The sequence below is a fragment of the Agrobacterium sp. S7/73 genome (genome assembly GCF_019355535.1).
Classification (GTDB): Bacteria; Pseudomonadota; Alphaproteobacteria; order Rhizobiales; family Rhizobiaceae; genus Agrobacterium; species Agrobacterium tumefaciens.
Window position 1 is genome coordinate 945,681 of the sequence record NZ_CP072137.1, and the last position, 13,663, is coordinate 959,343.

The following is a 13,663-nucleotide window of genomic DNA, read 5'->3' on the forward strand; positions in this document are numbered from 1 at the left end:
AACCAGTACGAGTTCAGGGTGTCATTCATGACGACAGAATTATCCGCACTTCCCGTAGACCATCCCCGCGTAAGATTTGGCAAGGTTGGCGTTCTGCTTGTCAATCTTGGCACGCCGGATGGTACGGACTATTGGCCGATGCGCCGTTATCTGGCGGAATTTCTGAGCGACAAACGCGTGATCGAATGGTCGCGCCTCTACTGGTATCCGATCCTGTACGGCATCGTCCTCAACAAGCGCCCGCAGAAGGTCGGCAAGGCCTATGAGGCAATTTGGAACCGCGATCGCAACGAAAGCTATCTGCGCACCTATACCCGAAGCCAAGGCGAACTGATGGCACAGGCGCTGAAGGATTTGCCGAATGTCGTCGTTGACTGGGCCATGCGCTACGGCCAGCCTTCCATCGCCTCGAAAATCGACGCGCTGAAGGAGCAGGGATGCGAGAAAATCCTGCTATTCCCGCTCTATCCGCAATATGCCGCATCGACCACGGCGACGGTGAACGACAAGGCTTTCGAACATCTGATGAAGCTGCGCTGGCAGCCCGCCATCCGGACCGTTCCGCCCTATCATGACGATCCTGCCTATATCGAGGGGCTTGCCGCCTCCGTCAAAAACCATCTGGCAACGCTGGACTGGGAACCGGAGATGCTGATCACCTCCTTCCACGGCATTCCGCAATCCTACTTCAGGAAGGGCGATCCCTATTATTGCCACTGCCAGAAGACCGCCCGTCTGCTGAAGGAAGCGCTGGGACGGACCGAGAAGAACTTCATGATCACCTTCCAGTCGCGTTTTGGGCCAGAAGAATGGCTGCAGCCCTATACCGACAAGACCATGGAAAAGCTGGCATCCGAGGGCATCAAACGCATCGCCGTCATGAACCCCGGTTTCGTATCGGATTGTCTTGAAACGCTGGAGGAAATTGCCGGTGAGGCCGGAGAAATCTTCCTGCACAATGGCGGCGAGAAATTCACCCACATCCCGTGTCTCAACGACAGCGTAGAGGGTATGACAGTTCTCGAAAAGGTTGTACGACAAGAGTTGCAAGGTTGGGTGTAATCTTGCCATAACGATGCGGGTGTAAGATCCCAAAAGGTTGTGGTGCTGGAGGAAGAAGTGATGATTGCATTGGGCGGTTTCGATATCGTCGTCATAGCGGCGGTTGTTTTGGTCATTCTGGTGCTCTTTGCCGGCATCAAGACCGTACCGCAGGGACATCGCTACACGGTTGAACGGTTCGGGCGCTACACCCGCACACTCGAGCCGGGCCTCAACCTCATCGTGCCGTTCTTCGAAAGCATCGGTTCGAAGATGAATGTGATGGAGCAGGTTCTGCATATACCGACACAGGAAGTTATCACCCGCGATAATGCCAGTGTCTCGGCTGATGCCGTCACTTTCTATCAGGTCCTGAATGCCGCACAGGCCGCTTACCAGATTACCAATCTGGAAATGGCGATTGAAAACCTCACCATGACCAACATCCGCTCGGTAATGGGCTCGATGGATCTCGATGAGTTATTGTCGAACCGTGATGCCATCAACGATCGCCTGCTGCGCGTGGTGGACGAGGCGGTGGGACCATGGGGTATCAAGGTCACGCGCATCGAGATAAAAGATATCGCGCCGCCGAAAGATCTCGTCGATTCCATGGCTAGGCAGATGAAGGCGGAGCGTGAAAAACGCGCGCAGGTGCTGGAGGCCGAGGGCGCCCGCAATGCTCAGATTCTGCGCGCAGAGGGCGCAAAACAATCTGCCATTCTCGAGGCGGAAGGCCAGCGCGAAGCGGCGTTCCGCGATGCCGAGGCCCGCGAGCGTCTGGCCGAGGCCGAAGCCAACGCCACCCGCATGGTGTCGGAAGCCATCGCTGCCGGCAATGTCCACGCGATCAATTACTTCGTTGCCCAGAAATATACCGAAGCGCTCTCCAGTATCGGTACCGCCAAAAACTCGAAAATCGTGTTGATGCCGATGGAGGCGTCTGCGTTGATCGGCTCGCTCGGCGGCATAGGGGCAATCGCCCGTGACGTTTTCGGCGACAAGGGCGATGCACCAACGGCGCCTGCCGTCCCCGCATCTTCCCGCTCGGTGCCGCCGTCGCGGCCTTCGGCCCAGGCCATCAACGTGACAATTCCCGGTAATCCCTTCGGCTCTTCATCGGAGAAGTGACGATGCTGCAACGGCTTGCCACGGAACTGGGACCATGGAGCTGGTGGATTGCCGGCTTCATTCTGCTGGCTGCCGAGCTGGTCGCTCCGGGCGTTTTTCTGATCTGGATTGGCATTGCCGCGCTGGTGATCGGCGCGCTCTCCCTGCTGTTCTGGGATGCCGCATTCTGGGCGTGGCAATTGCAACTGGTGCTGTTTGCCGCCCTCTCCATCGCCTTCGCCCTGCTTGGCAGGAAATATTTCGGCAAAAACCGTGAGGCAAGCGACGAACCCTTCCTCAATCAGCGGGAAGCCAGCCTTGTTGGCCGCACAGCGACCCTGCAGGAGCCGGTTGTCGAAGGGCGCGGCCGCATAAGGCTGGACGATACCTGGTGGTCCGTTAACGGTGAGGACATGCCAGCAGGAACACGTGTCAGGATCGCAGCTGCGCGTGGCCGCACCCTGACAATAGAGCCGCTCGACCGCTCATAGCGATCAGGCCACACCGATTCTCAACAGATCGTGGAAATGCACCAGCCCTATCGGCCGGTTATCGTCATCAACGACGATCAGCGCACCGATGTGGAATTTTTCCAGCGTCGCGAGAGCGCTGGTCGCCAGCACCGATTTTTTGACCGTTTTCGGAGTACGGGTCATGATGTCGTCCACCGTCAATTCAGCGAGGTTGCGCGACAGGTTGCGCGCCATATCGCCCTCGGTGACGATGCCACACAGACGGCCATCCTCGTCCAGAATACCGACGCAGCCGAAATGCTTGCGGGAAAGAACACTGACTGCTTCCGGCATGGAAGTTCCCTTGCCGACTAGCGGCACCCGGTCGCCGGTATGCATGATATCGCTGACCAGCGTAAGGCCCGCGCCCAGTTTGCCGCCGGGGTGAAACACCTTGAAATCACCGGCAGTGAAATTGCGTGCTTCCAGAAGCGCAACGGCAAGGGCATCGCCAAGTGCCAGCTGCATCAATGTGGAGGTGGTAGGCGCAAGACCGAGCGGGCAGGCTTCCTGTTCATTGGGAACCAGAAGCACGATATCGGCTGCCTTCGCCAGCGATGCACTCTCCGAACAGGTAAGTGCAATCAGCGGGATGGAGAAACGGCGCGAATAGTTGATGATGCTACGCAGCTCTGAACTTTCACCGCCTTTGGAGATCGCCAGCACCACATCATCGCCGCCGATCATGCCCAGATCGCCATGGTTGGCCTCTGCCGCATGCACGAAAAATGCAGGCGTTCCGGTGGAGGCGAAGGTGGCCGCGAGCTTGGCGCCTATGTGGCCGCTTTTACCAACACCGGTGATGATGAGGCGGCCATTAGACTGGCCGATCGTCTCGATCGCCTTGCAGAAAGGTTCGGAAAGCCCGTTTTTGAGGGCCTCTTCAAGAGCGGCAAGGCCAGCCCTCTCCATCGAAATCGTCCGCACGGCGGATTCAATCGCATTGTCTTCAACCAGTTTCACGGCTCTCGTAATCATGGCCGACTGTTACTATTTCAACTGGAATAAGTCCACTCTACAGCCGAAAATTGCCGCTCTTTAGTGACGCAGGTTCGGCGGAGAAATCTCCTCCATCGTTCCCATCCGCTTGAAAGGGATGTTCTCTTCATCGACCAAATATCGCCCGACTGTCCTAATCCACGAGATAGAGCCGTCATCACGGCGCACAGCATATTCCTGATGGTAAAAGCTGGCGGCCTTGAGCGTCGTGAGCGCAGTTTCGATCACATGATTGCGATGGCCGATATCCACTTTTTCGAGCATCTGGAAAATGCTGATGCCCTGCATCGCCTGCCGCAAAGGAATGCCCAAGAGTTCAGCGCAGACTTCGTCTAGATAGAATCGGTCATTGGTAATATCCCAGCAATAAAAACCGACCTGCTTGACGTTCAAAACGGGATTCATGAAACGACGCTGTGACACAAAATAAAAATCAATTGGATTGCTAAAATAAAACGGATGAGTTCCACCCAATCATAGGGCGATTCCGTATCAAAATGAAACGTTTAAATCTGATCATATTCGAAATATTGGGCATCTCGGCAAATTTTCTTCAGTCGCGGTGCCGAAGCGGCCAGATCGAACTAGGAAGCCCCCCAGCTTTGCCGCAGCCACAGATGTGGTGAAATCCGGGAGGTCTTTATCAACTGTTAACCATAAAAATCCTATTGTTAAAGCGATATTAAAACTTGCGTCGCGTGTCTGGTCTCTGGGTCGTCCACTTCATCCGTCTGCCGCTCATTCGGCTTCAGGAAATGCTGAGACGAACTTTCGATCCGACATCGGCCAAATGCGCCGGGTGAAGAGGAATGATTGTGAAGGGCACCGCCACACGTCTGCCGACGTCGCGGAAAGCAGCAACCCTGCTGCTGCTTGCCTGTACGCTTCTCTACACCCCGGGAACTGTTTTCGCGCAAACAGCGGCCACGCGGCTGCCGGTCGCAGTTCCATCCGGCGATGCAACGCCGACAGAGAACCCCACAACGACAACTGAAAACGAGGCAAGCATGGTGCGAGCAGCACCGCAACAGCAACTATGGCGCCCCTCGAATAATCCGGGCGACCCGATTTCCGAACAGCGGGAAGAAGCGGGCCAGCCTTATGCCGACGCGGAAAACCCATATGAGCCAACGGTAGACGGCGGTGAAAACCCGCAAAGAGCCACCGAACCCGGACAAACCCCCGGTATCCGGCTCGGTACATTCCTGCTGCGGCCTTCGATCAGCCAGACGATCAATACGGAAAAGCAGACGAACACCGGCGGCCCTTCCAGACGTAACTACCTAACGACAGGTATTCGCGGCACACTAACCAGCGACTGGTCCCGCCATGCGCTGACTGTAACAGGCGATGGAGCCTGGGAGAAAAATTTCGGCAGCAAGAATGGTGAAGAGCCGAGGGCGCGGATAGAAGCCGATCTGCGCCTCGATCTCGGCGAAGAAACGACGGCTAATCTCAAGGCGGGTTACGAATTCAGTCGTGAAGGCACTACGGACCCCAACGCTTTGACTGGCGCTGCCGTGCAGGGCGGAGAACACCGTTTCACGACCGGCGCATCGATCCAACGGGATTTCGGCAAGCTGCGCGGGCTAGCGGCGCTCGATCTGTCGCGTACGGTCTACACGGATGCAAAGGGCATAAACGGCCAGCCGATCAGTCTTAGCGATCGCGACCAGAACGGCGCGAACCTGCGCGGCCGTATCGGCTACGAATTGTCACCGGCCCTGATCCCGTTCCTCGAATTGAACGCGGGAACGACCAAATATGACAGGCGCCTGGACAATACCGGTTACGCACGGTCCTCGAATTCCTACGGCGCCAAAATTGGAGCCGAGGTCGATCTTGGCGAGAAGACCCGCGGCGAGGCCGCCATCGGCTATCTACGTAAACAATATGACGACGACCGCATCGCTTCCATCGGCGCGCTGACACTGGACGGCGAACTGAACTGGTCGCCGCAGCGCGGCACCAACGTCAATCTTGGCCTGCGCACGACGATAGAGGATTTCGCCGGCGGACCACAGGGCGGCTGGATTTCCTATCGGCTGGATGCCGGGCTGACCCATGAATTGCGCAGCAATCTGGTCGCGCGGCTGACCGGGCAGATCGTGCACCGGACATTTCCCTCCTCCGATATCGAGGATGCCGTGGAATACACCGCAGGCGCTGGCTTGACCTGGGGGCTGAACCGCTATCTCGATCTGACGGCGGACGTTAGTTATCAGTGGACGCCAATTTATGACAGCAACGAACTGCGCGTCGGCGCGGGGCTTGTCCTGAAACGATAACGTTGCCCCAAACAGAAATCCCGGCGCGAAGGCCGGGATCCCGTTGTCCAGTTGGTAAATTACTTCAGTCCGTCGATAAGAGCCTTGATCGGCTCCTCGATTGCGGGGCGGATGTCAGCGCGTTCGAGCGCGAAAGCAACGTTGGCAAGAATGAAACCGTCCTTGGCGCCGCAATCGAACGTCTGCCCGCGGAAATGATAGCCAGCGAATTCCTGGGACTTGGCAAGCGTCAACATGCCGTCCGTCAGCTGGATTTCGTTGCCGGCGCCCCGTTCCTGATTTTCCAGAATGTCGAAAATCTCAGGCTGAAGGATGTAGCGACCGTTGATGTAGAAATTCGAAGGTGCCGTACCCTTGGCAGGCTTCTCGACCATTTCAGTGATCTTGAAACCCTCGCCCACGGCGTTACCCACGCCGACGATGCCGTATTTATGCGTCTGATCGGGAGCGCATTCCTGCACCGCGATGACGTTGCCGGCGGTCTGGTCATAAAGTTCGACCATGCCCTTGAGGCAGCTTTTCTGTGAATGCATGATCATATCAGGCAGCAGCACGGCGAAAGGTTCGTCGCCGACGATATCACGCGCACACCAGACCGCATGGCCAAGACCAAGCGGCACCTGCTGACGCGTGAAGCTTGCCGTGCCCGCCTTGGGCAGAAGGCCGGCCAGCAATGTAAGCTCGGCATTCTTGTTGCGCTCGCGCAGCATTTGTTCGAGTTCAAATTGAATATCAAAATAATCTTCAATCACCGCCTTGCCGCGGCCGGTGACAAATACAAAATGCTCGATGCCCGCTTCCGCCGCCTCGTCGACGACGTATTGAATGACCGGCTTGTCAACGACAGTGAGCATTTCTTTCGGAACCGCCTTGGTTGCGGGCAGGAAACGCGTACCCAGACCTGCGACCGGAAATACGGCCTTCCGAATTTTCTTATGTTCTACCACATATCCCTCCTGAGAGATAAAACTTGATCACAATCCCCGCACAGTGTTGTTATTTCAAAAATAACAACGTTTTGTAAAGGGTGACGCTACCATCTATTAATGGTAAAGAATTTGTTGACATTCTTTTGTTATGCATGACGACGCCCGATGCGTTTTCGCAATCGAAATGATATTCGAGAGAACGAAAGACTGACGATGACAAAGATGATCCTTTCAAATGTCCGCAAATTCGGCTGCATGATGGTTGCAGGTCTGGCGATCTCGCTGGCCCCCGTCTCGGCCCGGGCCGATGCTGGGTTCAAGCAGTGGATCAACCAGTTCTACGCAACAGCCGCGAAAGAAGGCATTAGCAAGGCGACCTACCAGAAAGCCTTTGCTGGTGTCAGCGAGCCGGATCCGGATGCGCTGCGCAAGGCGACCTTCCAGCCGGAATTCACCACCCAGATCTGGGATTATCTCGATTCCCGCGTCAACCCCTATACGGTGCGCATCGGCCGCGAGATGAAGATGAAGCACGCGACGACGCTCAACTGGATCGAGCGCAACTTCAATGTCGACAAACATATCATTCTCGCCATCTGGTCGATGGAATCGAATTACGGCGCGGTTCTCGAAAAGCCGGAGCGCCTGCACAATATTCCGCAGGCACTGGCCACGCTCGCCTATTCCGACCCCAAACGCGCCAAGTTCGCGCGCACGCAATTGATCGCCGCACTCAAAATCCTGCAGGCAGGCGATGTCACGCCCAAGCAGCTGACGGGTTCCTGGGCGGGGGCAATGGGCCATACCCAGTTCATTCCGACCAGCTACCTGCTCTATGCTGTCGATGCGGACGGCAACGGTAAGCGCGACATCTGGCACTCGGTTCCGGACGCGCTGGCGACGGCCGCCAATCTACTCGCCAAGAATGGCTGGGAACCCGGCCGGACCTGGGGTTACGAAACAGCCGTGCCGCGTGGCGGCGCCCGTTATGAGGGGCAGACGAAGTCCATTGCGGAATGGACCAAGCTTGGCTTTGCCCGCCCGAACGGCAAGAATTTCACCCGCGGCTCCGATCGCGCCATGCTGAAACTGCAGGGTGGGGCAAATGGTCCAGGTTTCCTGATGATGAAAAACTTCTTCACCATCAAGAAATACAACGCATCCGACAGCTATGCGCTGGCCGTTGGCCTGCTTGCTGACGAGATCGCCGGTTATGGCGGCATGCAGCAGAAATGGCCGCGTCCGGACGGCACGCTGGATATTCGTGAAAAATTCGAACTCCAGACCCGCATGAAGGAACTTGGCTATTACGATGGCGAAGTCGATGGCAATTTCGGCTCCGGCTCGAAGGCGGCGATCAGCGCCATCCAGTCGCGCATGGGCCTCGAAACCGACGGTCAGCCGTCGCAGCGATTGCTGAGAGCACTGCGGAATTGATAATATGCCGGTGAATTCGGCGGCGGTCTTCAACGCCGCCGAAGCATCCGGAAGGATCGATGTCATGAGTAGGAAACCTGCGGCGAAAAGCACAAGTACGGGCTGGCGCATCTGCGCCATCATTCTTTGTGCTGTCTTGTGCACGCCGCTTGTCCCTTCGCAAACCTTCGCCCAGGAACAGCGACGCACCCTTTTCGAAATGCTGTTTGGCCGGCCCGTGGGCCGGGAGGACACGCCCGGCCGCGAATACCAGCCCCGCAGTCGCCGGGATTTCCCGGCTGCCCCGCGTGAAAAATCAGTCACCCGTCCGCAACCCGCAAGAAAAGCGCCTTCGGTGGTTCAAATGCGAACCATAAAACCGGAGCCGACCGCCAAGCTTGAAAATGCCAGGCGTGTTCTGGTCGTCGGTGATTTTCTGGCCGGTGGCATGGGGGAAGAATTGGTCAATGCCTTCGCCAGCTCTCCGGGAATTTCGGTCGATGTGCGCGCGAATGGTTCTTCGGGCCTCGTACGCACGGATTATTACGACTGGTTCGCCAATCTGCCGCAGTTCATAACCGAAACAAATCCCGCCACCATCGTCATCATGATGGGATCGAACGATCGCCAGCAGATGCAGATCGGCGATACCAGGGAAAAATTTGGCACCGATGTCTGGTTCAAGGAATATGAGCGGCGGATCGATGAACTTCTGACCCTTGCCGGCCGCCCGAAGGTGCCGCTGCTGTGGGTTGGCCTGCCGGCCTTCCAGTCAACCTCACTCTCGGCCGATCTCGTCGGCTTCAACCGGCTTTATCGCAGCCATATCGAAAAATACGGCGGCGAATTCGTCGATGTCTGGGACGGCTTTGTCGACGAGGCCGGTAAATTTGTCATCACCGGCTACGACATGAACGGGCAGCAGGCCCGTCTGCGTGAGGCAGATGGCGTCGGCATGACGCAGGCCGGCAAACGCAAGCTTGCTTTTTACGTCGAGAAATTCGTGCGCAGGCACCTCGACAGCGCCGGACCGGACCTCGTGAAACTGGACGGCAGCAATTTGCCTGCACTCACCTCCCTGCCCGCGCTTGGCATCGACGCGGGACAGGTGCGCACCCAGCCGATCAGCCTGACCGATCCGAACCTCGATGGCGGTGACAAGCTGCTTGGCGATGTCCCTTCGACGGCCGTATCGGCACGTGTCTCGGTGGTGGAATCGCCACGCGAACGGCTGACCAAGCGGGGCGAGATGGCCGATGCACCGGCGGGTCGTATCGATGACTACCGGATTGTCCCGGATACTGCTCAGGCCAGACAGTAGCCACTTCTCCGCCGTCGCTACGGCTCGAACCGGCGTAATGTTGAGGCAACCCGGCAATGGCAGGATAAATTCAGCTTTGCAGCAAATGCGGGGTCGGCCAATTGCCCTCCCCTGCCCGCGTCTTACTGCACGGTGATATTTATCCGATGCCCCCGCGCCCCTTCCTCTCCGGGAAGGCGTACGCCAGACACTGCCGAGAACAATTCATGCGCCTGCTGCTTGTTGAAGACGAACGCGAAATGGCAGCAGCCCTTTCCGCCGCCCTGCACCGGTTCGATATCATCGTGGACAATGTCGGCACGCTCGATCTTGCCCGGCATGCGATCATGGACGGTGTTCACGATCTTGTCGTACTCGACCGGCAATTGCCCGATGGCGATGGCATCCAGCTTATAGAAGATCTGCGTCTGCTTCCCGTCACACCGCCCGTCATCGTGCTGACAGCGCAAGGCACGCTTGCGGATCGGGTGAACGGCCTGAACCTTGGTGCGGACGATTATCTGGCCAAGCCCTTCGCTGTCGAGGAACTCCTTGCTCGCATCCGCGCCCTGATGCGCCGGCCAGCCGGCAGCGTGACGATGACGGCGAAACTGGGCAAGCTGGAATTTTGCTTCGAAACCCGCGAAGTCCGCATCAAGGGAGAGTTTATTCCCCTGACCAGACGCGAATTGCTGATCCTTGAAGCCCTGTTGCGTCGGCAGGGCAGAACGGTGCTGCGATCGGTACTGGAAGAGGCGGTTTATAATTTCGACGATGAAATCCAGTCGAATGCGCTTGATTCCCATATCTCCCGTCTGCGCCGCAAATTGCAGGCAGCGGATGCGGGTCTGGAGGTTCACGGTATTCGCGGCGTCGGTTATCTGCTGAGGGCGGCCTCATGAAATCGGCCGGAAGGAAATCGCTCAAGCGACGCCTGACCATTCAATTGCTGCTTTTCCAGATCGGCAGCCTTTTCATCGTCACTGCCGCCTTCGTCGCTTACCTGTCCAGCGGCGCTTCGGGCAGCGCCCTTCTCAGCCCGGCAGCGGCCCAGATTACAGCCAATGCCATCATGCGTGACAAGGATGGCCGGCTGATGCTTGACGAAACAAATGAATTTGTCGAGCTGCGCGACAGCATGCCCGGTTTCTGGTTCGTTGCAGTCAGCGAGAAAGGTGAGATCGTGCAGGGTGGGCCGGTGCCTGAGGCCTTTAGCAACATGGATCAACAGCTTAGCGACGTCAAAGTGTCGGACGTACGCGATGCGGCATTGTCCTACTCCTATCTTGCTGTCTTGCGAATCGCCGTCGTGCGTCGTGCATCGGGACCGGCGGGCGAATTCGTTATGGTCGGCAAGGGCGGAGCCTTCAGTATGGCATTCCCGGTCCTGCTGTTCTCCAACATACTGATCATGCCGATCCTCCTTATCATGTCCATTGTGACAATCGTGACCATTCCATGGATCATCCGTCGGGAATTTTTCGCACTTTCCGCAATTGCGCGAACGGCGGAAAGCATCGACATCGACAAGCGCGGATATCGATTGCCGGATGGCGATATTCCATGGGAGGTGCAGCCGCTCGTGCATGCCGTCAACGGCGCGCTGAAACGGCTGGACGATGGTTACGAGCGGCACAAGCGCTTCATTCTCGACGCCGCCCATGAATTGCGGACCCCTGTCGCCATTCTCCAGACCCGTGTCGAAACGTTGCTGGACGGACCGGACCGGAGCCGGATATTAGCCGATGCCAGCCGTCTCGCCGTGCTTGCCGAACAGTTGCTCGATCTGCAACGACTTGGCGGGCAAAAGGCGCCGCTTATTCCACTAGATCTTGTTGGCCTCTGCCGGTCTGTCGTCGCTGATATGGCGCCGCTTGCAATCTCTCAAGGCTACGAACTTTCGTTCGAGCCGGACGAAGAGCCGATCCTCGCCCTTGCCGATGACGCCTCGCTGCAACGCGCCCTGATGAACGTCGTGCAAAACGCCATCGAACATGGCGGCAATCGCGGAACGATCACCATAAAAGTGGGGGCCAACCGCGTGATCGACATATCCGACCAAGGCAACGGAATTCCCGAAGAGGACCGGGAAGCCGTGTTTGACGCATTTCACCGGTTGATACCGAAGGATCGCGGTACCGGGCTCGGTCTCAATCTCGTGCAGGAAATCGTCCGCTACCATGGAGGGGAGATCACCATCAGTGATTCCCCATCCGGCGGCGCCTCCTTCCGTATCAGCCTTCCCTATTGCTGACACGAACCCCGTCTTCGGAAGCACGTAGTGTCATCGCAATTCTCAGGCGCGATATGTTGCCGTCCCCCTGCATGCGACACCTCCATCGCGTTTCGGTTCTCCAGTCAACCGAAAGGCCTGTTGTGAAACACAACAGGCCTTTTTGTTTTCGTTACGACGGCTTGCGCCGCGTCAACTCGCTCAGCGCGGAAGGACGGTTGCGCCCATCAGCTCTTCGTCGATCGCACGTGCGGCCTGACGGCCTTCGCGGATTGCCCAGACCACCAGCGACTGGCCACGGCGAACGTCGCCCGCCGCCCACAGCTTGTCGACCGAGGTCTTGTAGTCCGTTTCGTTGGCGATCACGTTGGTGGAGCCGCGACGATCGGTGTTGAGCGACAGCTTGCCATCCATTTCCTTCAGCACGCTATCGGTGAAAGGACCGGAAAAACCGATGGCGATGAAGGCGAGATCAGCCTTGATGATAAATTCCGTACCGGCAATGGGCTTGCGCCGGTCGTCCACCTGACAGCACTTCACACCCGTCAAAACGCCGTCTTCACCGACGAATTCAAGCGTGGCAACCTGGAACTCGCGAACGGCACCTTCTGCCTGCGAAGAAGAGGTGCGCATTTTCGTTGCCCAGAAGGGCCATACGGCAAGCTTGTCTTCCTTTTCCGGCGGCATCGGGCGGATATCGAGCTGGGTGACTTTAACCGCACCCTGACGGAAGGCCGTGCCGACGCAGTCAGACGCCGTATCGCCACCGCCGACGACGACGACATGCTTGCCGCCGGCGAGGATCGGATCGGCCGGCCAGCCGATGCTGTCGATGTTTTCGCGGCCAACGCGGCGGTTCTGCTGCACGAGATAGGGCATGGCGTCGTAAACGCCATTGAAATCGGCGCCACCGATGCCAGCCGGGCGCGGAGTTTCCGAACCGCCGCAATAAAGAACCGCATCGTGATCAGCCAGAAGCGCTTCGACCGTTACATCCACGCCGACGTTGACGCCGCAATGGAAGGTAACACCTTCACCCTTGATCTGCTCGACACGGCGGTCGATGAAGTTCTTCTCCATCTTGAAATCCGGAATACCGTAACGCAGCAAACCGCCGGGCTTTGATTCACGCTCGTAAACGTGGACCTCATGACCGGCGCGGCCAAGCTGCTGCGCTGCCGCCATGCCGGAAGGACCGGAACCGATGATGGCGACCTTCTTGCCGGTGTGGATCGTCGCCGGCTTCGGCACGATAAAGCCCAGCTCGTAGGCCTTGTCGGCAATCGCCTGCTCCACGGTCTTGATGGCGACCGGTGCATCCTCGAGGTTCAGCGTGCAGGCTTCCTCGCAGGGTGCCGGACAGACGCGGCCGGTGAATTCCGGGAAGTTGTTGGTGGAATGGAGGTTGCGGATCGCCTCTTCCCAATTGTTGTTATAAACCAGATCGTTCCAGTCGGGGATCTGGTTGTGCACGGGACAGCCCGTCGGGCCGTGACAGTAGGGAATGCCGCAATCCATGCAGCGCGCCGCCTGCTTCTGCACCTCGGCATCCGACATCGGAATGGTGAATTCGCGGAAATGGCGGATACGGTCCGATGCGGGCTGATACTTGCCCACCTGCCGGTCGATCTCAAGAAAACCTGTAACCTTGCCCACGTTTATGTCCTCACATCAAAGCGGAGCGCCTGTTAGGCCCCAGTACCAGTAAGCGAAACCGAAAGCCGCCCCCAATACGATGAATTCAAATCCGGTCTCGCCGCTTGTCCAATAGATCACCATGGGAACGGCGACCGCGATCATCAGCGAGACCAGTTGGTGTAGTATCCCCACGCGGC

13 protein-coding genes are annotated in these 13,663 nt (G+C 57.8%); 8 read left to right on the forward strand and 5 right to left on the reverse strand.

Annotated elements, in window-relative coordinates; all coding sequences use genetic code 11:
• Window positions 1–27: 27 nt before the first annotated feature.
• The 3 genes from hemH to J5276_RS19385 are packed head-to-tail and all read left to right on the forward strand — an operon-like array spanning window position 28 to window position 2,642.
• Window positions 28–1,062 (forward strand): ferrochelatase, encoded by a 1,035-nt coding sequence (gene hemH, locus J5276_RS19375; protein ID WP_013761853.1) that lies wholly within the window; start codon window positions 28–30, stop codon window positions 1,060–1,062.
• A gap of 60 nt (window positions 1,063–1,122) precedes the next feature.
• Window positions 1,123–2,172, forward strand: coding sequence for an SPFH domain-containing protein (locus tag J5276_RS19380; RefSeq protein WP_013761854.1), 1,050 nt, complete (start codon window positions 1,123–1,125; stop codon window positions 2,170–2,172).
• Window positions 2,173–2,174: 2 nt separating this feature from the next.
• Window positions 2,175–2,642, forward strand: coding sequence for an NfeD family protein (locus J5276_RS19385; protein WP_035199685.1), 468 nt, complete (start codon window positions 2,175–2,177; stop codon window positions 2,640–2,642).
• Window positions 2,643–2,645: 3 nt separating this feature from the next.
• Here J5276_RS19385 and J5276_RS19390 read toward each other — a convergent pair whose 3' ends face one another.
• Entirely contained in the window at window positions 2,646–3,641 is a 996-nt protein-coding gene (locus tag J5276_RS19390) for an SIS domain-containing protein (protein ID WP_035199687.1), read from the reverse strand.
• Window positions 3,642–3,701: 60 nt separating this feature from the next.
• Window positions 3,702–4,067 (reverse strand): PAS domain-containing protein, encoded by a 366-nt coding sequence (locus J5276_RS19395; RefSeq protein WP_013761857.1) that lies wholly within the window; start codon window positions 4,065–4,067, stop codon window positions 3,702–3,704.
• A gap of 404 nt (window positions 4,068–4,471) precedes the next feature.
• Here J5276_RS19395 and uppP point away from each other — a divergent pair, with 404 nt between their 5' ends.
• A complete protein-coding gene (gene uppP / locus J5276_RS19400; protein WP_111782979.1) occupies window positions 4,472–5,950 on the forward strand; it encodes a polysaccharide biosynthesis protein UppP in 1,479 nt (492 codons plus the stop codon).
• A 59-nt stretch (window positions 5,951–6,009) separates the two neighbouring features.
• Here the strand turns inward: uppP and galU are convergent, their stop codons facing one another.
• Window positions 6,010–6,897, reverse strand: a complete 888-nt coding sequence (gene galU, locus J5276_RS19405; RefSeq protein ID WP_003511458.1) for a UTP--glucose-1-phosphate uridylyltransferase GalU — start codon at window positions 6,895–6,897, stop codon at window positions 6,010–6,012.
• A 195-nt stretch (window positions 6,898–7,092) separates the two neighbouring features.
• Here galU and J5276_RS19410 point away from each other — a divergent pair, with 195 nt between their 5' ends.
• The 4 genes from J5276_RS19410 (at window position 7,093) to J5276_RS19425 (ending at window position 11,849) form a co-directional block, all read left to right on the forward strand.
• Window positions 7,093–8,316 carry a lytic murein transglycosylase gene (locus J5276_RS19410; RefSeq protein ID WP_003511460.1) on the forward strand — a complete coding sequence of 408 codons (1,224 nt, stop codon included), beginning with the start codon at window positions 7,093–7,095 and terminating at the stop codon, window positions 8,314–8,316.
• A 64-nt stretch (window positions 8,317–8,380) separates the two neighbouring features.
• On the forward strand, window positions 8,381–9,616 hold the full coding sequence (locus J5276_RS19415; RefSeq protein WP_035200604.1) for an SGNH family hydrolase: 1,236 nt from the start codon (window positions 8,381–8,383) through the stop codon (window positions 9,614–9,616).
• Window positions 9,617–9,822: 206 nt separating this feature from the next.
• A complete protein-coding gene (locus J5276_RS19420; protein WP_003511462.1) occupies window positions 9,823–10,497 on the forward strand; it encodes a response regulator transcription factor in 675 nt (224 codons plus the stop codon).
• On the forward strand, window positions 10,494–11,849 hold the full coding sequence (locus tag J5276_RS19425) for a cell wall metabolism sensor histidine kinase WalK (RefSeq protein ID WP_065704448.1): 1,356 nt from the start codon (window positions 10,494–10,496) through the stop codon (window positions 11,847–11,849). The genes J5276_RS19420 and J5276_RS19425 overlap by 4 nt, the downstream gene beginning before the upstream one ends.
• A gap of 180 nt (window positions 11,850–12,029) precedes the next feature.
• On the opposite strand, the gene J5276_RS19430 is transcribed toward J5276_RS19425, so the two are convergent.
• Entirely contained in the window at window positions 12,030–13,484 is a 1,455-nt protein-coding gene (locus J5276_RS19430) for a glutamate synthase subunit beta (protein ID WP_003511464.1), read from the reverse strand.
• A 15-nt stretch (window positions 13,485–13,499) separates the two neighbouring features.
• Window positions 13,500–13,658, reverse strand: a complete 159-nt coding sequence (locus tag J5276_RS19435) for a hypothetical protein (protein WP_158006613.1) — start codon at window positions 13,656–13,658, stop codon at window positions 13,500–13,502.
• Window positions 13,659–13,663: the final 5 nt, after the last annotated feature.

What these genes read in the sequence shown, in the direction of transcription:
- hemH (WP_013761853.1), top strand. Translation starts at nt 28, where the DNA reads ATGACGACAGAATTATCCGCACTTCCCGTAGACCATCCCCGCGTAAGA.
- J5276_RS19380 (WP_013761854.1), top strand. Translation starts at nt 1,123, where the DNA reads ATGATTGCATTGGGCGGTTTCGATATCGTCGTCATAGCGGCGGTTGTT.
- J5276_RS19385 (WP_035199685.1), top strand. Translation starts at nt 2,175, where the DNA reads ATGCTGCAACGGCTTGCCACGGAACTGGGACCATGGAGCTGGTGGATT.
- J5276_RS19390 (WP_035199687.1), bottom strand. Translation starts at nt 3,641, where the DNA reads ATGATTACGAGAGCCGTGAAACTGGTTGAAGACAATGCGATTGAATCC.
- J5276_RS19395 (WP_013761857.1), bottom strand. Translation starts at nt 4,067, where the DNA reads ATGAATCCCGTTTTGAACGTCAAGCAGGTCGGTTTTTATTGCTGGGAT.
- uppP (WP_111782979.1), top strand. Translation starts at nt 4,472, where the DNA reads ATGATTGTGAAGGGCACCGCCACACGTCTGCCGACGTCGCGGAAAGCA.
- J5276_RS19410 (WP_003511460.1), top strand. Translation starts at nt 7,093, where the DNA reads ATGACAAAGATGATCCTTTCAAATGTCCGCAAATTCGGCTGCATGATG.
- J5276_RS19415 (WP_035200604.1), top strand. Translation starts at nt 8,381, where the DNA reads ATGAGTAGGAAACCTGCGGCGAAAAGCACAAGTACGGGCTGGCGCATC.
- J5276_RS19420 (WP_003511462.1), top strand. Translation starts at nt 9,823, where the DNA reads ATGCGCCTGCTGCTTGTTGAAGACGAACGCGAAATGGCAGCAGCCCTT.
- J5276_RS19425 (WP_065704448.1), top strand. Translation starts at nt 10,494, where the DNA reads ATGAAATCGGCCGGAAGGAAATCGCTCAAGCGACGCCTGACCATTCAA.